Origin of the sequence: Enterococcus sp. DIV1096b, from assembly GCF_050498765.1 — a bacterium.
GTDB classification, from domain to species: Bacteria; Bacillota; Bacilli; order Lactobacillales; family Enterococcaceae; genus Enterococcus_D; species Enterococcus_D entomosocium.
In genome coordinates this window covers 3,003,290-3,023,440 of record NZ_JBMHEK010000001.1, presented here as the reverse complement: position 1 = coordinate 3,023,440, position 20,151 = coordinate 3,003,290, and the positions used below count along the sequence as shown (strand labels likewise).

The 20,151-nt window shown below is 41.9% G+C and carries 21 protein-coding genes and 1 other annotated feature; of the genes, 14 read left to right on the top strand and 7 right to left on the bottom strand.

Annotation, left to right across the window (positions count from 1 at the left end):
- Nucleotides 1-28: 28 nt before the first annotated feature.
- Both mvaD and mvk read right to left on the bottom strand, forming a co-directional pair.
- Nucleotides 29-1,027: a diphosphomevalonate decarboxylase gene (gene mvaD, locus IGJ17_RS14160; protein ID WP_034872145.1), complete on the bottom strand. Its 999-nt coding sequence runs from the start codon at nt 1,025-1,027 to the stop codon at nt 29-31.
- Nucleotides 1,020-1,952, bottom strand: coding sequence for a mevalonate kinase (mvk, locus tag IGJ17_RS14155; protein WP_176374300.1), 933 nt, complete (start codon nt 1,950-1,952; stop codon nt 1,020-1,022). The genes mvaD and mvk overlap by 8 nt, the downstream gene beginning before the upstream one ends.
- 305 nt (nt 1,953-2,257) lie before the next feature.
- On the opposite strand from mvk, the gene IGJ17_RS14150 reads away from it, so the two are divergent.
- Both IGJ17_RS14150 and IGJ17_RS14145 read left to right on the top strand, forming a co-directional pair.
- Nucleotides 2,258-2,902 (top strand): deoxynucleoside kinase, encoded by a 645-nt coding sequence (locus IGJ17_RS14150; RefSeq protein ID WP_429946803.1) that lies wholly within the window; start codon nt 2,258-2,260, stop codon nt 2,900-2,902.
- Between the two features lie 90 nt (nt 2,903-2,992).
- The gene (locus tag IGJ17_RS14145; RefSeq protein WP_008379505.1) at nt 2,993-3,898 is read left to right on the top strand and encodes a magnesium transporter CorA family protein; all 906 of its coding nucleotides are present in this window, start codon (nt 2,993-2,995) and stop codon (nt 3,896-3,898) included.
- Here the strand turns inward: IGJ17_RS14145 and IGJ17_RS14140 are convergent.
- Nucleotides 3,895-4,530 (bottom strand): pentapeptide repeat-containing protein, encoded by a 636-nt coding sequence (locus tag IGJ17_RS14140; protein WP_429961555.1) that lies wholly within the window; start codon nt 4,528-4,530, stop codon nt 3,895-3,897. The two genes, IGJ17_RS14145 and IGJ17_RS14140, sit on opposite strands and share 4 nt — an antisense overlap.
- Nucleotides 4,531-4,862: 332 nt before the next feature.
- Here IGJ17_RS14140 and nox point away from each other — a divergent pair, with 332 nt between their 5' ends.
- The 5 genes from nox to IGJ17_RS14115 all read left to right on the top strand — a co-directional run bounded on the left by nox (nt 4,863) and on the right by IGJ17_RS14115 (nt 9,487).
- Nucleotides 4,863-6,197 (top strand): H2O-forming NADH oxidase, encoded by a 1,335-nt coding sequence (gene nox, locus IGJ17_RS14135; protein WP_081117741.1) that lies wholly within the window; start codon nt 4,863-4,865, stop codon nt 6,195-6,197.
- Nucleotides 6,198-6,296: 99 nt separating this feature from the next.
- Nucleotides 6,297-6,420, top strand: a sequence feature (ribosomal protein L20 leader region).
- A gap of 47 nt (nt 6,421-6,467) precedes the next feature.
- Complete coding sequence (infC, locus tag IGJ17_RS14130; RefSeq protein WP_005228103.1) at nt 6,468-6,989, top strand: translation initiation factor IF-3; 522 nt, start codon at nt 6,468-6,470, stop codon at nt 6,987-6,989.
- A gap of 60 nt (nt 6,990-7,049) precedes the next feature.
- Nucleotides 7,050-7,250, top strand: a complete 201-nt coding sequence (rpmI, locus tag IGJ17_RS14125; protein ID WP_003128650.1) for a 50S ribosomal protein L35 — start codon at nt 7,050-7,052, stop codon at nt 7,248-7,250.
- A 63-nt stretch (nt 7,251-7,313) separates the two neighbouring features.
- Nucleotides 7,314-7,673, top strand: a complete 360-nt coding sequence (gene rplT / locus IGJ17_RS14120) for a 50S ribosomal protein L20 (RefSeq protein WP_003128653.1) — start codon at nt 7,314-7,316, stop codon at nt 7,671-7,673.
- A gap of 194 nt (nt 7,674-7,867) precedes the next feature.
- Nucleotides 7,868-9,487, top strand: coding sequence for an ABC transporter ATP-binding protein (locus IGJ17_RS14115; protein ID WP_074536807.1), 1,620 nt, complete (start codon nt 7,868-7,870; stop codon nt 9,485-9,487).
- Between the two features lie 24 nt (nt 9,488-9,511).
- On the opposite strand, the gene IGJ17_RS14110 is transcribed toward IGJ17_RS14115, so the two are convergent.
- The 4 genes from IGJ17_RS14110 to IGJ17_RS14095 all read right to left on the bottom strand — a co-directional run bounded on the left by IGJ17_RS14110 (nt 9,512) and on the right by IGJ17_RS14095 (nt 12,479).
- Entirely contained in the window at nt 9,512-10,087 is a 576-nt protein-coding gene (locus IGJ17_RS14110; RefSeq protein ID WP_429961554.1) for a helix-turn-helix transcriptional regulator, read from the bottom strand.
- A gap of 445 nt (nt 10,088-10,532) precedes the next feature.
- Nucleotides 10,533-11,537 (bottom strand): PTS glucitol/sorbitol transporter subunit IIB, encoded by a 1,005-nt coding sequence (gene srlE, locus IGJ17_RS14105; protein ID WP_074536805.1) that lies wholly within the window; start codon nt 11,535-11,537, stop codon nt 10,533-10,535.
- A 27-nt stretch (nt 11,538-11,564) separates the two neighbouring features.
- Entirely contained in the window at nt 11,565-12,086 is a 522-nt protein-coding gene (gene srlA, locus IGJ17_RS14100; protein ID WP_074536804.1) for a PTS glucitol/sorbitol transporter subunit IIC, read from the bottom strand.
- Entirely contained in the window at nt 12,087-12,479 is a 393-nt protein-coding gene (locus tag IGJ17_RS14095; RefSeq protein WP_194188211.1) for a transcriptional regulator GutM, read from the bottom strand.
- A 263-nt stretch (nt 12,480-12,742) separates the two neighbouring features.
- Between IGJ17_RS14095 and IGJ17_RS14090 the strand changes: the two genes are divergently transcribed.
- The 7 genes from IGJ17_RS14090 to IGJ17_RS14060 all read left to right on the top strand — a co-directional run bounded on the left by IGJ17_RS14090 (nt 12,743) and on the right by IGJ17_RS14060 (nt 20,090).
- Nucleotides 12,743-13,987 carry an NAD(P)H-dependent oxidoreductase gene (locus tag IGJ17_RS14090; RefSeq protein ID WP_429961553.1) on the top strand — a complete coding sequence of 415 codons (1,245 nt, stop codon included), beginning with the start codon at nt 12,743-12,745 and terminating at the stop codon, nt 13,985-13,987.
- A gap of 79 nt (nt 13,988-14,066) precedes the next feature.
- Nucleotides 14,067-15,014, top strand: a complete 948-nt coding sequence (locus IGJ17_RS14085) for a sugar-binding transcriptional regulator (protein ID WP_074536801.1) — start codon at nt 14,067-14,069, stop codon at nt 15,012-15,014.
- A gap of 56 nt (nt 15,015-15,070) precedes the next feature.
- Nucleotides 15,071-16,072, top strand: coding sequence for a thiamine pyrophosphate-dependent dehydrogenase E1 component subunit alpha (locus IGJ17_RS14080; RefSeq protein WP_194188210.1), 1,002 nt, complete (start codon nt 15,071-15,073; stop codon nt 16,070-16,072).
- A gap of 9 nt (nt 16,073-16,081) precedes the next feature.
- Entirely contained in the window at nt 16,082-17,065 is a 984-nt protein-coding gene (locus IGJ17_RS14075) for an alpha-ketoacid dehydrogenase subunit beta (RefSeq protein WP_194188209.1), read from the top strand.
- A 10-nt stretch (nt 17,066-17,075) separates the two neighbouring features.
- Complete coding sequence (locus IGJ17_RS14070) at nt 17,076-18,293, top strand: dihydrolipoamide acetyltransferase family protein (protein WP_194188208.1); 1,218 nt, start codon at nt 17,076-17,078, stop codon at nt 18,291-18,293.
- Nucleotides 18,294-18,308: 15 nt separating this feature from the next.
- Nucleotides 18,309-19,697 carry a dihydrolipoyl dehydrogenase gene (lpdA, locus tag IGJ17_RS14065; RefSeq protein WP_194188207.1) on the top strand — a complete coding sequence of 463 codons (1,389 nt, stop codon included), beginning with the start codon at nt 18,309-18,311 and terminating at the stop codon, nt 19,695-19,697.
- Nucleotides 19,698-19,733: 36 nt separating this feature from the next.
- The gene (locus IGJ17_RS14060) at nt 19,734-20,090 is read left to right on the top strand and encodes a PTS glucitol/sorbitol transporter subunit IIA (protein ID WP_005228129.1); all 357 of its coding nucleotides are present in this window, start codon (nt 19,734-19,736) and stop codon (nt 20,088-20,090) included.
- Nucleotides 20,091-20,151: the final 61 nt, after the last annotated feature.

Below are 20,151 nucleotides of genomic sequence, written 5' to 3'. Positions count from 1 at the left end.
TCCTAATCGATGGCTTCTTAATGGCTTCTTAGTTGATGGCAGAAGATTCTTCCACCGGTAAAAAGGCTAATCCTTTACCCGCGTGAGCAGTTACTAATTGTTCTGAGGCAAAGTGAGCACTTAATTCACGTAAAATCGTTTGTTCTTCTTGTTTTTGGCATAAAACTTTGACATTGGGACCAGCATCCATCGTGAAATAGCAAGCCAATCCTTTTTTTCGCAGCATTCGGACACATTCCATGGCTCGTAAAGATTCAGAAGACCAATAAGTAAAAGGTGGTTCGGCGGCTAAGGTCGTTCCATGCATTTTCAAGGCGTTGGCCTCGGTCGTTTCACCTAAAGCAGTAAAGTCTTTCTCGGCAATCGCTTGTTTCATTTTCACGAGATCAGTTGCGGTGGCAGTAAGCCAACCCGGATAAAAACTCGAGGTTTCAACGGTTCGACGCATCCCCTCACGACTGGAAACTTCTTTGGCTTGTGCGTTGATCAAAATAAAGATCATACTCAATTCTTCTTCCCAGCCATTCGACGGCACTTGCGTGGCAAAAGAAGTCTCATCGGTGCCTTGATGCCATTCAGCAAAGCCGCCGTAGATACTCCGACACGCCGAACCAGAACCGCGACGGGCCAAACGGGATAACTCTTGCTCCGACAAGTTTAATTCCAGTGCTTCACTACAGGCACCCGCCAAGGCCGCTAATCCACTGGCAGAAGAGGCAAGTCCGGCAGCGGTTGGAACAAAATTTTGACTTTCCACCGTGGCATACCACGGGCAGTCCGCTTTTTTTCGTACCAGATCCAAAAAGTCCGCAACTTTTTTTGTGGCAGCGTCTGTTTGAACCACGCCATCCAATGTAAAGCGATCTTGCGTAAAATCGGGTGAAAAAGCCACCGTTGTTTCTGTGTAAAAAGCATCGAGGGTCAGGGACAAACTATTGTTCATCGGTAAAATGAAAGTTTCATCTTGTTTTCCCCAATACTTGATCAATGCGATATTCGTGTAGGCGCGAGCCTTTCCCTTATACATGTTCATAAACTCCTAATCCTTGTATCCATGCCGCACGAGCGCCATTGGACAATAAAATACGGCTGATATTCTCAGCCTGTTCCTTCGTTTTGGTTAGTGCAATCATACAGCCGCCCCGGCCCCCGCCGGTCAGCTTTGCCCCGTAAGCACCGTGTGCCAACGCTAAGGAAACCAACTGATCCAGTTGCTGATTGCTGACCCCTAGCTGCTGCAGGGCCTGATGGGCGTTGTTCATGCTTTCACCTAATACTTCTAATTGATTGGCTATGATGGCCTCTTTAGCTTTTTTGGTTTCGATCCCTAAACGCTGGATTGCTTGACTAGCCAGCTGCTTGCTGGTTTCAAAAAGATGGGCGACACTTTTGACTGCTTCTCTCGTTTGCCCTTTGATTCCAGTATCAGCGACGAGCAAATAACCGTCGATCGTGAGGGGAAACGAAGTGATGGGATGCCCTTTGATAAAGTAAATGGCATCTGTCCCACTGGCTGCCGCAGCATCGATCCCGCTAGGATTGCCATGAGCGATTTTTTCAGAAAAGTTGACATAGGTCATCAATTCTTCTTTTGTAAAGTCTTTTTTGATCCAATCAAAAAAAGCGCGAGTCAGTGCAACAGCGACCGCCGCGCTAGAACCCATTCCCCGTTCAGAAGGGATAGTGCTGACGATGGAGGTTGCAAAAGGACCCGTGTGGAAGTCTTGTTGCAGACGATGCAGCAAGTCTTTGACATTTTTTAAGTGGTTGGGGACTTCTTCAAGCAGACCGTGATAGTAACTTGAAATCAAGGTGTTTGTTTCATTTGCTGTGATCTCGACTTGTACTTTTGCTCCCGCAAAAGGGAAAGCAATTGCTGGTTCACCGTAAACAACTGAATGTTCACCCATTAAGATGATTTTTCCTGTAGCTATGCCAGTACCAATTGACATTATTTTCCTCATTTCTCTAGGGAGCTTACCCCACATGATTCATTTATCGTTTGTCAGTCAATTGTAACTATCTCCTGACAAAAACACAATTTAATTAAAGATCCTTTCCTATTTTACTAGAAGAAGGCTCTTTCGTTAAGCATTCCGTATGAGATTTCAAAAAAAAGCAAAAATCTTTAAACTTTTATTGAAAAAATTCTTGATCTGTGCTTCAAAAGTTTCAGTTGACGGCACAAGATATAGTGTTGTATAGTTGATATCGCAAATGCAACATACAATATTTAGTGATGAGTGAGTTGGGGGATATGAGCGTGATCGTATTAGCAGGAACGATTGGTGCCGGTAAATCAAGTTTGACCGCATTGATCGCCAATCATTTTGGCAGTCAAGCCTTTTATGAATCGATCGATGACAATGAAGTATTACCATTATTTTATGCAGATCCAAATAAATATGCGTTTTTACTGCAAATCTATTTCTTAAATAAACGATTTGAAAGTATCAAGCAAGCCATGAAAGACGACAATAACGTCCTGGACCGTTCCATTTATGAGGATTCACTGTTGTTCCATTTAAATGCGGACCTTGGGCGAGCGACCGATACCGAGGTCAAAGTCTATGATGAATTGTTAGCCAATATGTTAGAAGAGCTGCCGTATGCAGCTCACAAAAAGCATCCAGATCTTTTGGTGCATATTCGCGTTTCTTTTGAAACGATGCTCAAGCGTATTGAAAAACGTGGGCGGGAATATGAGCAGTTGACCTTTGATCCTTCGTTATACGACTATTACAAAGAGTTGAACAAACGCTACGATCAATGGTACGAAGAGTACAATGAGAGTCCAAAGATCCAGATCGATGGCGATCAATTCAATTTTGTCGAAGACCCGCAAGCGGCACAGGCCGTTTTAACGATGGTGGAAGAGGCCTTGAAAGACGCCCGTAAATAAGTAATAGCCGATACAGCCAGGAAAGTCCTTTGATTGGGCTTCTGGCTGTTTTCTTTTATAATAGAAGAAAGCAAGAGTGGAGGATGGATTGTGGAAAACAAACATGTCTTTTATGACGGAAACTATGAATGGATTCAAGTCGACCAACAAGACGCAAAAAGCGTGATGGCACTGCAAAAACAATATCATTTGTCTGACGAGATGCTTACGTACTCTTTAGATAAAAACGAACGCGCGCGGGTCGAATATGATGCCGAAGAGGAAGCATTGCTGCTGGTTTTCAATGTACCTCAGCAAGAAAAGCGTGAAAATCATTTTGAGACCAGCCCGATGACGTTTATTTTAAAAAGGAAGCAACTCTTTACTTTTGCATCCCACAATACCCGTTATGTGATTCCAATGATGGAGCGCTTGATCCTGCAAAACCCGCTGCAAACGCCCATTCATTTTTTGTTTCAAAGCTTGTTCTTGATTTCTGGCACGTTTTTTCCGTTAGTCGAAGAAGTCAATAGTGAGCGGATTCGCTTGAATCAGCGACTACGGGAAAAAACAACCAATAAAAACTTACTGCAAATGTCTGATTTGGAAGTTGGACTGGTTTTTTTAGTGTCTGCCACGAAACAAAATGCGGTCCTCTTGGAGCAAATCAAAGCATTGTCCATTTATCGTTTGATGGATGATGATGAGCGGGAACAACTGGATGATGCCTTGATCGAAGCCAAACAGGCAGTGGAAATGACCCAACTGGCATTCCAAATTTTGGAACAATTATCTGGTACCTACAATAATCTATTAAACAATAACTTGAATGATACCATGAAGTTTTTGACCGTTTGGTCCCTCTTATTGACTGTGCCTTCCATCGTCACCAGTTTCTTTGGCATGAATGTTCCGCTGCCTTTTACCAATAGTATTTTCGGTTGGGGGATTGCCTTGTTGATCAGTTTAGTGTTATCCGTCTGGATGTTGATTGCTTTATGGCGCAGAATTCGTTAGTCGATCACCAAACCTAGACCGGCGGCGATGACCAAGGCTTGTTCTTGATCGACTGTTAGTCCTCGCAAGTGTTCAAAGGACAAAGCGATCTTTTGAAATTGATTGGTCCGAAAATCTAAAGTTGCTAATTTTGTGTGAAACCAGTTGCTATTGTTCAACTGGTTTTCTTGTAGCGTCAAGTGTTTCCAATCCATCTCATAAAACTCACTGTCGCTTAGTTGGCTCTGACGAAACAGCATCGTCCGTAAATTGGTATTGCTAAAAGAAGCAAAGTTTGCCACGCAATCTTCAAAGGTACAGTCACGGAAATAGCTTTCCGCAAAATTCGTACCAGTCAATTTACACTGTTTAAAGTGAACGCGATGAAAGCTGGCACCAAAACATTCCAGATTAGAAAAATCGCAGTTCTCAAAGAGAACATTTTGACACTCCCATTGACTCAAGCGTGTTTTTTGCATCGTCACTTTCTTGAAATGACATTGCTTCAAGATAAGGTTTTTGCAAGTATCATAGCTATAATCACCGCCTTCGAACAACCCACCTTCGAAAAGCAGTTCTTCTTCTAAATAAAAATCCTGTGGCTCTAATGCCGACAATAAGGGCGGTAGTGGCAATACGATTTTTTTCTTCATCAAGATCCCATCCTGTATGTTTTTCTCTCAGTATAACACGGCGAATCGATGCCGCGATAGTTACGAAAAAGCGGTGGGGTATTGTGAAATTTATTCAATCGGTTTGCAGAATGCTTTTATAACAAGGAAAACCTTTGATTTTGAATACATATTTTTTCACAATCTTTTTACTTGCAAGACGAAAATAATTTTGATATAGAAACTTAACCCGATGAAAGTGACGTATATCAACGAAAAACTGTCACAAATTTTTAAAATCGCGAAAAAGTTGATAGTTTTCAAATTCACAAGCGAGCTATAATGACAATGTAAACAAAAGGAGGAAATTTTCCATGACAAAAACAGTTATTATCGGTGCAAACCACGCGGGGATTGCAGCTGCCAATACACTATTAGATAACTACAAAGACCAAGAGGTCGTAATGATCGACCGTAATACAAACTTAAGCTACCTAGGTTGTGGGACTGCTTTATGGGTTGGACGTCAAATCGATTCATACGAAGGCTTGTTCTATACAAAACGTGAAGATTTTGAAGCAAAAGGTGCAAAAATCCATATGGAAACAGTGGTTGACCATATCGATTTTGAGAAAAAAGAAGTACACGCTGTGACCAGTGAAGGTGAAACGATCGTTGAATCTTATGACAAAGTTGTCATCGCAACTGGATCTGTTCCGATCTCACCCAAAGTACCTGGACGTGACTTGAAAAACATCCATTTCTTGAAAAAATTCCAAGATGGACAAACGGTTGATAAAGAGTTAGCCTCAGAAGACGTGAAAAACGTTGCCGTTATCGGTGCTGGTTACATCGGTGTTGAAATTGCTGAAGCAGCAAAACGCCGTGGTAAAAATGTGTTGCTTTTTGATGCAGCGACACGGGCATTGCCAAACTACTACGACAAATGGTTCACAGAAGATATGGACAAAAACTTAGCTGACAATGGTATTGAATTGCATTTCGGTGAATTAGCACGTGAATACAAAGGAACAGAGAAAGTAGAAGCAGTTGTAACAGACAACGGCGAATACCCAGTTGATCTAGTGATCAATGCGATCGGTTTCTTACCAAACAATGAGCTAGGCAAAGATCATTTGGAATTGTTTGCTAACGGCGCGTACTTAGTGGACCGCCATCAACGGACAAGCGATGCAGATGTTTACGCAGTCGGTGACTGTGCAACTGTGTACTCAAATGCTTTGCAACAAACAACGTATATCGCATTAGCAACGAATGCCGTACGTTCAGGGATCGTCGCTGCCCATAATATCGGCGGAACGTCTCTAGAATCAACAGGTGTTCAAGGATCAAACGGGATTTCGATCTTCGGCTACAACATGGTTTCAACTGGCTTGTCAGTCGAAGCTGCCGAACGTAATGGCATGAAAGTGAAATACTCTGATTACGAAGATACCCAAAAACCAGGCTTCATGAAAGAAAATGCGACAGTTAAGATCCGTATCGTCTATGAAGAAGAAACACGCCGCATCGTTGGTGCACAAATGGCGTCACGTACATCTGAAATCGCAATGGGCATCCACATGTTCTCACTAGCGATCGAAGAAGGCGTAACGATCGACAAGATGAAGCTATTAGATATCTTCTTCTTGCCTCACTTCAATCAACCATACAACTACATCACGATGGCTGCGTTGAAAGCAGAATAAGAAACACGAAAGTCGGAGCGTATGCTCCGGCTTTTTTTTGAAACAATCATGAAAACTGTTGACAATAAGAGGAAAAAGCAGTATACTATAAAAGTTGAGAAATAAAAGCAGAAGCACCCGCTTCTCGCCTGAGTGAAGATATCGCTGGGCAGAATAGGATTCCTACCATTTATTTGTGTGGAGTACGTGCGGGTTCGTGAAGAACTCGTTTTTTTATTGTCTGATTTCGAATCGACAAGCTTTTCTTTCTCTCAAAAAACTCGGAGGTGAATGACCATAGCAAAGGATATGATGGTAAACGACGGCATTCGTGCACGTGAATTGCGTTTGATTGATCAAAACGGCGAACAACTTGGTGTAAAGAGTAAAGCTGAAGCATTGCAAATTGCAGAACGAGCAAACCTTGATGTGGTATTGGTGGCACCAAATGCTAAGCCGCCAGTAGCAAGAATTATGGATTACGGGAAATTCCGCTTTGAGCAACAGAAAAAAGACCGTGAAGCTCGTAAGAAACAAAAAGTAATCAACATTAAAGAGGTTCGTTTAAGTCCAACGATCGACGTCAATGATTTCAATACAAAATTGCGTAATGCACGTAAATTCCTTGAAAAAGGGGACAAAGTGAAAGCTTCGATCCGTTTCAAAGGCCGTGCCATTACCCATAAAGAAATTGGTCAGAAAGTGTTAGATCGTTTGGCGGAAGAAACTGCTGATTTGGCAACTGTTGAGCAAAAGCCAAAAATGGATGGCCGCAGTATGTTCTTAGTATTAGCACCAAAAAACGATAAATAATGACTCACTGAGTTTCAGTTTAAAGTCAGATAACGAAAGATTTTGAGGAGGAAATTAGTTATGCCAAAACAAAAAACACACCGCGGATTAGCAAAACGCGTAAAACGCACTGGCGGCGGCGGATTGAAACGCTTCCGTGCCTTTACCAGTCACCGTTTCCACGGCAAAACAAAAAAACAACGTCGTCAATTGCGTAAAGCTTCAATGGTTTCAGCTGGCGATTACAAACGTATCCGTCAACAACTAGCACGCATGAAATAATTGCGTAACCCAAGCTTCACGTATACAAACAATTATCGATTTTCATATTAGGAGGAATTATACATGGCACGTGTTAAAGGTGGAACAGTAACTCGTAAACGTCGTAAAAAAGTGCTTAAATTAGCAAAAGGTTACTACGGTTCTAAACACACTCTATTTAAAACAGCAAAAGAACAAGTAATGAATTCATACAACTACGCATACCGCGATCGTCGTCAAAAGAAACGCGACTTCCGCAAATTGTGGATCGCTCGTATCAACGCAGCGGCTCGTATGAATGGCTTAAGCTACTCAAAATTGATGCACGGCTTGAAATTAGCTGAAATCGACATCAACCGCAAAATGTTAGCTGACTTGGCTGTAAACGATGCAACAGCATTTACTGCATTAGCTGACCAAGCAAAAGACGCTTTAAACAAATAATCAATCGTTGGCAACAACGTTAGCCCCGCTCTTTGAGCGGGGTTTTTTTGTTTTTCTCGATGACCGAGGAATGGTTTCTCACTATCTTTCATACGTTTCTTTCCATTAAGCGAAAAATAGATTATACTTTTGAAAGCGGTTATTTTATTTATCTCACGACTTTTCCACGAACACTGCAGCAAAAGGAGCTTACGATGGCGATTGATTTATGGCGGCATTTTAAAAAAGGATTGACGGTATATATTGGGATTGGAATTGCGGTCTCATTTTTGAGTGCCGCGAATGTCTTTTATTTTCAAAAATTACTCGATTCATTTGGCAAGACATTTGATTGGTCAGTTATTTTTATCTATGGGTTAACGCTTGTACTGGTACCGCTTTTGTCCTATCTCGAGCAGAAACCCAAAACGAAATTGCACAACAGCATGTATTTCTATCTCAAAGAACAAGCTTTAGTGAAAATCAGCAAGATTGCCTATTCTGAATACTTGCAGATTGGCTCTGGAGCACTCTTACAGAAAACTGAAGCGGGAGCAGCGGCGGGTAGAAATATCCATTTGAATTTTTATGGACGCTTGTTTAAAGAATTGCTTCCCGAAACACTGTTTAACTTAGCTTTTATTGCTATGATCGATAAAAGGTTGATTCCAGCGATCCTTGTGGGCTATCTAATGGTGTTTATCGTGACCAATTTGCTTTTGAAAGTTTTACGCTCTCTCAAAGAACATGCGCTAGTTTCAGAAGAAGCCATGAACAGCACCTTTATCCGCGGATTAACGGAAATGGTCACGTTTCGGATCAATAAACGGTTTGAAAAAGAGATCGCACAATATAAAAATATGTCTGCTGATACAACAGAACGTTTGACGAAAATGACGATGATCCATGAGTTTTTCTTTGGTTTTTTTGCAGTTTTAGTCGCATTGATCAAAGTCGCAATTGTGGTATTGGCATTTACAAATCAGATTACGGTCAGCTTGGGTGGTTTAGCAGCATTGATTATTTATGTGGATCGAATCTACACGCCTGTTGCAATATTTAACGTGATTTTTGTTCAATACAGCTTAGATAAAGTTGCCTTTGCACGGTTAAATGAATTTTTCTATCTGCCAGAGGACAAAGCATTAACACAAGGAGATGCATTGTCTGAAACCATCAACTACATCACAGTTAAGGATCTATCCGTCATACTTCAAGAAAAGAAAATCTTAACCGATAGCACACTGGAGCTGAAGCGGGGAGCGATTTATGGGTTAGTAGGAGAAAGCGGCGCAGGAAAATCAACGCTGGTCAAAACGATTTTAGGCTTGTATCAGCCGACGACCGGTGCGGTCCTGATTAATCACAAAAATTTAGTTGCTTACAACTTAAATGATTACTATCAGCATGTCTTTTATCTATCGCAAGATGCGCCAATATTCCAAGGAACGCTGAAAGAAAATATCATTTTTGATAAGGAAATCGCAGACGAGGAAATCATAGCGGTATTAGAAAAATGTCAATTAGGCGCATTCTATCAGGCACTCAAGGGAGGACTGTCTGCTGAAATTGGAGAAAAAGGAGCCAACCTTTCTGGTGGGGAAAAACAGCGGATCGCTTTTGCCCGATTGTTTTTCACAAACGCAGAAGTCATTGTCCTTGATGAAGCCACATCGGCTTTAGATGAAGCAACAGAAGAAAAGCTTTTTGCAGCGATCAAAGACCAATTAAAAAATAAACTAGTCATCATGATTACCCATCGTCCGAAAAACTTGGTTTATGCGGATGAGATCATTGAATTGAAAAAAACACAGGTTGAAGCGGCTTCATCATAAAAGCAGCTTCAACCTGTGTTTTGATCAGCGCATCAGTAAATGCGGCAGTGTACTAAGCCATGCGATGATGCCGACAATCAAGGCAAAGACCAAGACGATGACTGTTTTTGAGAGGAAATCTTTTTTGATGTCCCGCTTTTTCCTAATGGCATCGAGGTCTTGATTTTCCATGAAGGCAACGATCTCTTTATACGTTTTGATATTTTGGGTTTTCTTGATTTTTTCGATCTTCAATGCGGCATACATGGAGACGAGCCAAAAACATAGAGGCGGGGCAATCCACCAGTGTCCTGGTAAAAAGAGAGCAGGCCCAACAGATAATGCGGCCAACAATGTAAAGACCAACATTGTTTTCGTGTAGCGATCCATTGCTGTTTTCTCAATCGTTTCTTTCATTTGTTCAACATCCCCTTTGACTAATTCATCTAAAGAAACATCAAATAGAACACTGAGCAATAATAAGTTGTGAACATCAGGATAACTTTTTTCATTCTCCCAATTTGAGATCGTTTGTCGGGAGACATAAAGTTTTTCTGCCAGCCCTTCCTGAGAGAGACTTAATCGTTCCCGATGTTTTTTTATTTGTTTGCTTAAGTTCATTTTATCCGCTCCTTCTACCATTAGTGTAGGCCAATGTCTGCTTTTTAACGATCAAATGTCTTTGACAATGCCTTGAAATCAAGTGTCAAAATGTTTTTACAGTTGGGTTTGGACTTTTTATAACAATATTATTTTTAAACTTAAGATAATAAGCAAAGGTATTTTTTTCTTCACTTTGTTTTTTATTTGTATCGATCTTTCTCTAGTAAAAAAAGAGAATTTGAACTATCTAGTATCATCTTATATACTCGATCTTTCTCTATTATTCATCAAATGAAGGGGGAAAGAAAGGAAAAGAGAATATTTATTTTCCTATCTTCTGTACTACGATTTTTAACATAAAGGAAGAAAAATGCTTTTTAACAGGAAAAGACCAATCTAGTAACCACGCTAGATTGGTCTTTTTGTAAGTTTAGCAAGATACTCGAATAAATAGGCGACTTCCTCAATACAACCCAAAACTAGCTAACCAAGCCAGAATCACTGCTAAGGGACCAGTGAGTAAGCGAGAGAACAAAACGGCAGGGACACCGACTTCTACGGTGTAAGGCTCAGCTTCGGCTAATGTGAGACCGACAGGGGTAAAATCTGCACCGGCTTGAGAATTGATTGCAAAAAGAGCGGGTAGTGCCATGGCGGGAGCGATCGTGCCTTTGCCAATCTCTACTCCTAACAATACGCCGACGACTTGAGCAATGACGGCACCTGGGCCTAGAACGGGTGAAAGAACTGGAATTGAACAAATAAGAGATAAGATCACGAGACCAACGATACTACCAGATAAGGGAGTGACACCGCTAGCGATGATGTCGCCAATGCCTGTATAATTGATGATCCCTACTAACATACTGACAAATGCCATGAAGGGAAGAATATTTTTGATTACGATTTCGATCGTATCACGACCCGCTTGGTAAAAGATTCCCACAATGTTGCCGACGGAACGACCAAGGCGATTGATGAAACCTAGAAGCCCTCCTTGTGATTCAGCGACTTTTGCTTTAGCAGCAGTGACCTGTTCTTTTTTAGTAGGTGTTGGTTCTTCCACTTTTTCGCTTGTTACCGAAGATTCTGTCATTGCTTCATCAGAGCTGTAAACGTCATCTATGGTGACGCCTGAGACAAAATTCTTTTCATTGATAAATTTCATTAACGGACCTGAAGGAGTAGTAGGATGGAGATTGACGGTCAAGACATTTAATTTGGGATAGACACCGCAACGGGCAGTCCCTCCACAATCAACAACCGCACAGATCATTTGACTTGGTTCCACTTTTTCTTTAAATCCGTCGATTGCTTCCACACCCAATTGTTCAGCAATTTTTTTCGCCACTGGATGGATACCTCCGCCTGTGATGGAAGCAACGACGTTTTTTTCAGTCGTGGGTTCTAGCGTTAGTGGACCACCCCAACCCTTCGTTCCATGTTTGACAATAACCGTTTTTGACATTGTTTTTCCTCCTCTTTCCAATGAACATCATTCAGTGGTTTCTTTCCACATCAGTTTCGTTAATAATTCTGTGACAACGCCTCGAATGGTGATAACAACAAGACCGACTAGAAAATAGCGGACAGCTAACGGCATGGTGGATAAGCCTAAAGTAGTTAAACCAGAAGCAATACCAGTCCAAACAAATAATTCACCGGCATTTGCATGGGGAAATAAGCCAGTGATGGGATGGACCAAAGAAACAGCTGAATCGTAGAAAGCCGGTTTTTGCTTTTCTTTCAAAAAACGCCCAAAGGAGTAACACATTGGGTTCGTAAGGAAAAAAACAGCGAGAAGCGGAAAAATACTATAGCGTAAAATGATATTTCGGGTACAGATTTGAGCGAACTTGGAAACGCGTTCCTCCCCAATCAATGCAATCAGTGCATTGACGAATGTGAGTAAAACAATCAAAGTTGGTAAGATACCAGTGATCAAACCCACTAAGTTTTCCCCACCAGCATCAAAAATACCAATAAAATTTTCAGCAATCATTACTAGGAAATCCATTTACACTACCTCCAGTCGATTTTTTTCAGATTGAATCAATTGAATTGCTTGTTCAAAAGCAGCTTTCCTTCTTTTATTAGCAAGTAATGGCATTGTTTCCGTTGTTTTCTTTCCGATAAATTCTTGATGTTCTTTAAACCGGGCAAAGATCGTGATGCCAGCCATTTCTTTATAAGTCACGATACAATCCTGTTCATCTGTAACGACTAGCAGGACGATGCCGCGACCTAGGTTAAATTTTGCCTTTGAGATTCCTACACCCAAAAAACCAGTATTTCGTTTTTTTAATTCGTTTATTTCCTTCCCATAGTTTTTGTGCTGCAAGTAGGACAAGAAAATCTGAATGAACCAACAACCGGCTAACAATAAAACAAGTTCCTTGTATTCCTCCATCAAGTAATCCCTCATTTCTCAATTTGTTTGGAAGCGCTTTATAAGAAAAGCTTAAATTGTGAATTTGTGAAAGTCAATATGAAATTCACATATTCTTCATGTTGGAACATATGTTAAGTTTGTGAAGAAAAGGGAACGTTAGGTAAAGATGCATCGTTCGCAGCTGAATTTTATTGGAAGCGTTGACAAGGGAATCTTGGCCTACTAGTATAAGGGTGTATCATATGTTACGTGAAATATATTTTGTTAAAGGAGAGCTGAGAATGACTATTTATCAACAATTATTGGAGAGAGAAGATCACGGAATGCCAATCAAAATTGGCGTAATCGGTGCAGGTCAAATGGGCTTTGGAATGATTGCACAGATCGCGACGATCCCGGGAATGGCTGTAACAGGGATCAGTGATATTCGGTTAAATTTTGCACAAAGTGCGGCGGAAGCTTACCGTGCTTCCTCCACAAGCCAACATGAAATTCTAACAGTTACTGATTTCAAAGAGGTGATCTACTCAGAAGACGTTGAAGTGATCGTCGATGCGACTGGGGTACCTGAAGTAGGTGCAAAAATTGCGATGGAGACGCTTTTAGCTAAAAAACACCTTGTTCTACTAAATGTTGAAATTGATATTACGATCGGTCCTTTGATGCATCGGCTTTATCGGACTGCCGGTTTAGTGTATACCGGATCAGATGGAGACGAGCCGGCAGCGACAACCGAACTTTTTGAATTTGCGAAGTCTATGGGGATGGAAGTTTTAGTAGCAGGGAAAGGGAAAAATAACAAACTTAACATTGCCGCTAATCCAGATACTTGCCAGGAAGAAGCAAAGACGAAAAAAATGGCTTCTCATATGCTTGCTGCTTTTAAAGACGGTACGAAGACGATGGCTGAAATGAATTTACTGTCAAATGCGATTGGCTTTGTCCCGGATAAAGTAGGGATGCACGGCGTTGCTGGTGATCAAGAGTCCGTTTTGAAGGATTTGAACCTGCAAGAAAAGGGTGGCATACTGAATAAATTTGGGGTTGTAGAATATGTCGATGGCTTGGCTCCAGGTGTTTTTGTAATCGTCAAAGGTCAAAATGAAGGAGTCAAACATGAACTGAATTATTTGATGCAAAAAGAAGGAGATCATCATCTCTTGTATAGACCCTTCCACTTAGCAAGCTTAGAAACACCAATCACCATTGCAAAAGCTGTCTTGCAAAAAGATCATGCGATCGTTCCATTAGGGGCACCAATTTCTGAAACAGTAGTTGTTGCGAAAAAGACAATTAAACCAGGAGAGCGTTTAGATGGGATCGGCGGATATTGTGTGCGTGGAGTTTTAGAAACCCATGCCGACATGACAACAGAAGGACATATCCCGATTGGTTTGATTTCAGGAGAAGTAGTAGCAAAACGCACCATCGAAGCAGGCACATTTTTGACAGAAGACGATGTGGAGTTAGACCAATCAACAACCGTCTGGAAGCTTAGAAAATTACAAGATAGCACATTTGCGTAATTCTTTTTTGAAAATCGCCGTTTTAAAACGTGTTAAAATCAATAGTAATAAAGTATTTATACTATTGGAGGAAAAATAAATGGGCTACTCGGATGATAAACGATTACTTGTAGAATTGGCATCAATGTATTACAACGAAGGAGCAAAACAAGAAGAAATCGCCAAAAAGTTTAGTATCAGCCGCTCACTGGTCTCTAAGTATTTAGCGAAAGCACGTAGTTTAGGATTAGTAGAAATCATCATCCATGATGAATTGCTGCACCCATTTCAACAACTTGAACAAAACATTCAGCGACAATATGGACTAAAAGAGGTCATTTGTGTTCCATCAACCGGAGAAGAATCTTTAAACAAACGATTAGGCATTGCGGCAGCAAAATACCTGACGCGCATCACTAAAGCAGATGCGACGATTGCGATTTCTGCTGGAACTACGATCCATGAAGCAGCCGTCAATTTTTCTGCAAAAAACCATTTACCAAATGTGCGCTTTATCCCCTTAGTAGGTGGACTAGGCAGAGAACACGCAACTTTACAAGCCAATGTTCTTTGTGAACTTTTCGCAAGTAAGTGTGGTGCAGTTGCAGTGGAATTACATGCGCCAATCACGGTGGATTCAGCAGAGGCTCGAGAGGTCTTCTTGAATCAATCCTTTATAAAAAATGTGTTTAAAAAAGCAAGAAATGCTGATATTTCTTTGGTGGGAATCGGTGGGACGCCCGTCTATTCGACCATGACAAAAGCTTATCTTGCGAAAGAAGAGGGCATGAAGCTTGAGTTTACCAATGGGACGATCGTCGGCGATATTTGTTATAACTTTATCGACGAAGTGGGCGCATTAGTGGATTGTGAATGGAACAAACGAGTATTGTCGCTGGAGGTGTCGGATCTAAAAAGGATTCCTTTAAAGATTGCTGCAGCGGGTGGAAAGGATAAAGTGAAGGGCATTAAAGCAGCCTTAACTGGTGACTGGGTTGATGTGCTGATTACGGATGAAGACACCGCAAAGGCTCTGTTGAATGGATAGAGTGAATCCTCGTGCTGCTTAGATGAACTTTTAGGCAAAACAAAAGGAGAAAACAAATGGAAAAAACGAAGTATTTTTCGATTGAGAATAGTGCAAATCTCTCAAATGAAACGTTTAAAGAGATTTTTTACAAAATGTGGGAAATTCGCTTTTTTGATGAAAAAGTAGATGAACTGTTTGCTCGAGGCTTGATCCATGGAACGACCCATTTGGCTGTAGGGCAAGAAGCGACTGCTGCAGGAAGCAGTGCCGTCTTAAAAAAGACCGATTGGATCACCTCGACCCATCGTGGGCACGGGCATACACTTGCCAAAGGAACCAATGTCAACGAAATGATGGCGGAATTGTTTGGGAGAACCACAGGGACGAATAAAGGCAAAGGCGGCTCAATGCATATCGCTGATTTGGATACTGGAAATTTGGGCGCAAACGGTATTGTTGGCGGTGGGTTTCCGATTGCCGTCGGCGCAGCTTTGACCTCGAAAATGAAAAAGACGAAACAAGTCGCTTTGTCTTACGGTGGCGATGGGTCTACCAATGAAGGAAGTTTTCATGAAGCAGTCAATTTGGCTTCAATCTGGGATCTACCAGTAGTCTTTTTTATTGAGAATAATAAATATGGTATGAGCGGTTCTGTTGAAAAAATGACGAACATCCAACAGTTATCAGAGCGAGCAAAGGCCTACGGAATTGAAGGGATCACAATTGATGGAAACAATCTGATAGAAGTGATCGAGACCACCTATCAAGCAGTTGAAAAAGCTCGGCGCGGCGAAGGACCGACATTGATCGAAGCTATGACCTATCGTTGGAAGGGACATTCGAAGTCAGACGCGAAAAAATACCGGACCAAGCAAGAAGAAGAGCAGTGGCGCAAAGAAAAAGACCCAATCCAACAAGCCAAAACAACCTTGATCGCAGCGGGAATTTTTACTGAAGATGAGGCAGAGGAAATTCGAAAAAAAGCCAAACAAGCCATCAATGATGCAGTGACCTTTGGTGAAAACAGTCCCGTCGTTGCCGTGGAAACGATGTTTGAAGATGTATATGCAGAGTAGGAGGACATCATGAGAGAAATTACTTATGCGGAAGCCGTGAGAGAAGCTCTTGCGGAAGCAATGCGAGAAGACGAAGCTGTGTTCATGTTAGGGGAAGATATCGGTGTTTATGGAGGCGCTTTCGGCGTTAGCCGTGGGATGGTGGAAGAATTTGGTGAGGAGCGGATTCGATCCACCCCAATTTCTGAATCAGCAATTGCAGGTGCGGCAGTTGGCTCAGCTATGACGGGCATGAGACCGATTTTTGAAATTCAATTTTCTGATTTCATTACGATCGCCCTCGATCAAATTGTAAACCAAGCAGCAAAAATTCGTTATATGTATGGTGGAAAAGCACGAATTCCTCTTGTAATGAGAACCCCCGGTGGTTCAGGAACTGGGGCAGCAGCGCAGCATTCCCAAAGTTTAGAAAACTGGACGGCTCATATCCCTGGTTTAAAGGTGATCCAGCCAGCAACGGCTTATGACGCCAAAGGCTTACTGCATGCAGCGATTGAGGATGATAATCCAGTAATGTTTTATGAACACAAATTGTGTTATCGCACCTCGTCGGATGTGCCGCAGAAAAAATATACGATCCCTATTGGGGTTGCGGATATTAAAAAAGTAGGAACAGATATTACCGTCGTTGCTACAGGAATTATGGTGCATAAAGCACTAGCTGCAGCGGATATTTTACAAGAGAAAAATATCAGTATTGAAATTGTCGACCCTCGAACATTGGTGCCTTTAGATAAACAAACCATCATCGATTCAGTGATGAAGACTGGGCGTGCGGTGGTCGTGACCGAAGCAGTCAAACGCAGTGGTTTCAGCGCTGAATTAGCAAGTGTGATCTCAGAAAGCGAGTCTTTTGACTTTTTAGATGCGCCAATCGTTCGCTTAGCAGGTGCAGAGATTCCGATGCCGTATCATCCTGACTTAGAGAAAAAAGCAGTACCACAAGTTGAGGATATTGTTGAAGCATGTTGCAAACTGATGGCGGATAAATAGGAGGGAAAGTATGGCACATGAGGTTTTGATGCCTAAATTAAGCTCAACGATGACTGAGGGAACCATTACGACTTGGCTAAAAAATGAAGGCGATACCATTGCGATCGGTGATCCAATCTTTGAAGTAATGACAGATAAAATCGCCATTGAAGTAGAAGCCTATGAAGAGGGGATTCTCTTAAAGAAATACTTAGCTGATGGGGAGAGTGCGCCCGTTAATTCAATTATTGCTTATATAGGAGCAGCAAATGAAACGGTCCCACCTCAGATGCCTTCAAGTGAAGCAACTCAACCAGACCAAGCTAAGCAGAATCAAACAAATACAGAAACTGAAAAGACAGCACCTCGTACCAATGATCAAATGATGCGTACCATACGGGCAACTCCTTCGGCTAGACGTTTGGCAAGAGAGCGTGGGATCGATTTGACTACTGTTCAAGGAAGTGGACCGAGAGGCAGAATCCAAGCTTTGGATATTAAGGCCATCAATAAACAACCAACTGTCGAACCACAGGTTGAGGAAGTGGTATCTGAGAGTGCGCTCATTCCATGGAGTCCGTTACGAAAAGCAATTGCAGAAAAAATGGTAGCGAGCAAAACGACCATCCCCCATGTTACCATGACAGCGGAAGTCAACTTGACGAAAGTTATTGACCTACGAAATCAGCTGTTACCGATGATCGAACAAAGAACAGGTGAACGTCTTTCTTATCTGGAAATTTTTGCCAAAGCAACCATGATTGCCTTGAAGGATTTTCCGCTATTCAACGCCCACGCCACGGATGAGGGGATCAAACGATTTTCAGCGATTCATCTTGGAGTTGCCGTTGCTCTTTCAGAGGGATTAGTCGTTCCGGTCATTTCGACAGCTGATCAGCTCGGTCTAGCTGATTTGACCACGGCAATCAAAGAGAAAACGAGAAAAGCTCGTGAAGGAACATTGACGAATCCCGAAATGTCTGGTGGTACGTTTACGATCAGCTCATTAGGAAAAACAAAGGTCAAGCAGTTTACGCCGATTATCAACAAACCAGAAGTAGCGATCTTGGGCATTGGTGGGATTTATGAAAAAGCTATCTTCAATCAGACTGCTGTCGAAGTGAAAAATCAATCCTTTGTTGAACTGAATCTTTCATTTGATCATCGTGTCGTAGATGGGGCACCAGCAGCGGCATTTTTAACAAAAATCGTGACATTACTAGAAGATCCACTAGGCTTCTTATTGTAGAAAGTGGGGGAATTTATGGAATATAACACAGATACCTTGGTCATCGGATCAGGTCCTGGCGGGTATGTGGCAGCGATTCGGGCGGCGCAATTAGGTCAACAAGTCACGATCGTAGAAAGCAATGCTATCGGTGGGGTCTGTTTAAATGTGGGATGCATTCCTTCTAAGGCGCTGATCCATGCCGGACACGTCTATCAAGAATCAAAACATAGCCATTATCTTGGAATAACCAATCAGCAGACAACGTTAGATTTTCAGACACTCCAGAAATGGAAGGAAGAAACCGTTGTCCAAAAGCTCACTTCGGGCATTCGTGGACTGCTACTCAAAAATAAAGTTCAAATCGTTAAAGGTTATGCCCGGTTTCTTTCACCAAATCAAATAGAAATCAAAGGTAAGGGAGAAAAAAACATTCAGTTCAAGCAGGCGATCATCGCCACAGGAAGTCGTCCAATCGAGATTCCCGGCTTTGCATTCGGCGGCAGAATTTTGGACTCTACCGGGGCATTGTCTTTAAAAGAAGTGCCCAAAAAGTTGGTGATTATTGGTGGCGGTGTGATTGGCACTGAACTTGGAAGTGCCTATGCAGATTTAGGCGCAGATGTCACGATACTGGAAGGATCGGAGCAACTGCTTCCTTCTTACGAAAAAGACTTAGTGGCGGTGGTCGAAGCGTCCTTTGCTAAAAAAGGGATCAAAATAGTAACAGGTGTAATGGCAAAATCAGTAAAAAGCCATGATACAGGTGTGGAAGTAACGGTTCGTGCCGATCAAAATGAAACAATACTAACAGCTGATTACGTACTGGTCACAGTGGGACGCAAACCAAATACAGAAGATCTTGGTTTAGCTCAGGCGAAGATCGAGACAGGAACGAACGGATGGATACGTGTCAATCAAAAATACCAAACGTCACAAGCCCACATTTATGCCATCGGTGATGTTATTGAAGGACCAGCACTTGCTCATAAAGCGAGTTATGATGCGAAGATAGCTGCAGAAGTCATCAGCGGGAAAAACGTAGCAAAAGATTACCGAGCCATTCCTGCAATTTGTTTTACAGATCCAGAAATCGCTACTGTAGGCAAAACTTTAGCAGAAGCGAAGACTCAAGGACTGGCAGCTGATACTGCGAGCTTTCCATTTCAAGCAAATGGTCGTGCTTTGTCACTGAACACCTACGAAGGCTTTGTTCGCTTAGTCTTTGATAAAGACTCAGAAGTAGTCATTGGTGGACAAATCGTGGGACCTGGAGCTAGTGATTTGATCGCTGAAATCACGTTGGCAATTGAAGCAGGACTTACGTTAGAGGATATTGCGCTGACGATCCATGGACATCCAACACTTTCGGAAGCTATAATGGATACAACAGAATTGGCATTAGGTCTACCCATTCATCTATAACGAATAAGTGAAAAAAAGCATGAAGGAGGCATTCGATTGTATAAAAGTACGGTGAAAGAAATTGGTGAGTTGGTTGAAGCTTTTGAAGAGGAGATGTTGTTGATATTGTTTGGTCCAGCAGCAACGGAAGAGTTGAAATCAATCTGTGTGCTTCATGAAACAATTGAACAACAAGAAAATGTTCTTCAACCTGGAGTGAAGCTTCAATTAGGTGAGGCGACTTATACAATAAAGAAGGTTGGCAGTGCAGCCAACCAAAACTTTAATGAGCTAGGACATATCTCTATCTATTTTCGTGATGGAGAAAATGAAATTTTACCAGGAGCAATTCTAGTAGAACCGGGAGCTTACCCTAAGTTGACGGTGGGGGACATCATTAGAATAGGCAATTGATAAAAAATATTTACCAGAATCGTCTGCAAGTAAAGTCGCTTTTATCAGGGCATTACCTGCA

Excerpts from the sequence above, each read along its gene's own strand:
- lpdA (WP_194188207.1), top strand. The coding sequence starts at position 18,309 with ATGGAATATAACACAGATACCTTGGTCATCGGATCAGGTCCTGGCGGG.
- IGJ17_RS14090 (WP_429961553.1), top strand. The coding sequence starts at position 12,743 with ATGACTATTTATCAACAATTATTGGAGAGAGAAGATCACGGAATGCCA.
- IGJ17_RS14070 (WP_194188208.1), top strand. The coding sequence starts at position 17,076 with ATGGCACATGAGGTTTTGATGCCTAAATTAAGCTCAACGATGACTGAG.
- srlA (WP_074536804.1), bottom strand. The coding sequence starts at position 12,086 with ATGGATTTCCTAGTAATGATTGCTGAAAATTTTATTGGTATTTTTGAT.
- IGJ17_RS14085 (WP_074536801.1), top strand. The coding sequence starts at position 14,067 with ATGGGCTACTCGGATGATAAACGATTACTTGTAGAATTGGCATCAATG.
- rpmI (WP_003128650.1), top strand. The coding sequence starts at position 7,050 with ATGCCAAAACAAAAAACACACCGCGGATTAGCAAAACGCGTAAAACGC.
- infC (WP_005228103.1), top strand. The coding sequence starts at position 6,468 with ATGACCATAGCAAAGGATATGATGGTAAACGACGGCATTCGTGCACGT.
- nox (WP_081117741.1), top strand. The coding sequence starts at position 4,863 with ATGACAAAAACAGTTATTATCGGTGCAAACCACGCGGGGATTGCAGCT.
- mvk (WP_176374300.1), bottom strand. The coding sequence starts at position 1,952 with ATGTCAATTGGTACTGGCATAGCTACAGGAAAAATCATCTTAATGGGT.
- IGJ17_RS14150 (WP_429946803.1), top strand. The coding sequence starts at position 2,258 with ATGAGCGTGATCGTATTAGCAGGAACGATTGGTGCCGGTAAATCAAGT.
- rplT (WP_003128653.1), top strand. The coding sequence starts at position 7,314 with ATGGCACGTGTTAAAGGTGGAACAGTAACTCGTAAACGTCGTAAAAAA.
- IGJ17_RS14115 (WP_074536807.1), top strand. The coding sequence starts at position 7,868 with ATGGCGATTGATTTATGGCGGCATTTTAAAAAAGGATTGACGGTATAT.
- IGJ17_RS14110 (WP_429961554.1), bottom strand. The coding sequence starts at position 10,087 with ATGAACTTAAGCAAACAAATAAAAAAACATCGGGAACGATTAAGTCTC.
- IGJ17_RS14075 (WP_194188209.1), top strand. The coding sequence starts at position 16,082 with ATGAGAGAAATTACTTATGCGGAAGCCGTGAGAGAAGCTCTTGCGGAA.
- IGJ17_RS14080 (WP_194188210.1), top strand. The coding sequence starts at position 15,071 with ATGGAAAAAACGAAGTATTTTTCGATTGAGAATAGTGCAAATCTCTCA.
- IGJ17_RS14095 (WP_194188211.1), bottom strand. The coding sequence starts at position 12,479 with ATGGAGGAATACAAGGAACTTGTTTTATTGTTAGCCGGTTGTTGGTTC.
- srlE (WP_074536805.1), bottom strand. The coding sequence starts at position 11,537 with ATGTCAAAAACGGTTATTGTCAAACATGGAACGAAGGGTTGGGGTGGT.
- IGJ17_RS14140 (WP_429961555.1), bottom strand. The coding sequence starts at position 4,530 with ATGAAGAAAAAAATCGTATTGCCACTACCGCCCTTATTGTCGGCATTA.
- mvaD (WP_034872145.1), bottom strand. The coding sequence starts at position 1,027 with ATGTATAAGGGAAAGGCTCGCGCCTACACGAATATCGCATTGATCAAG.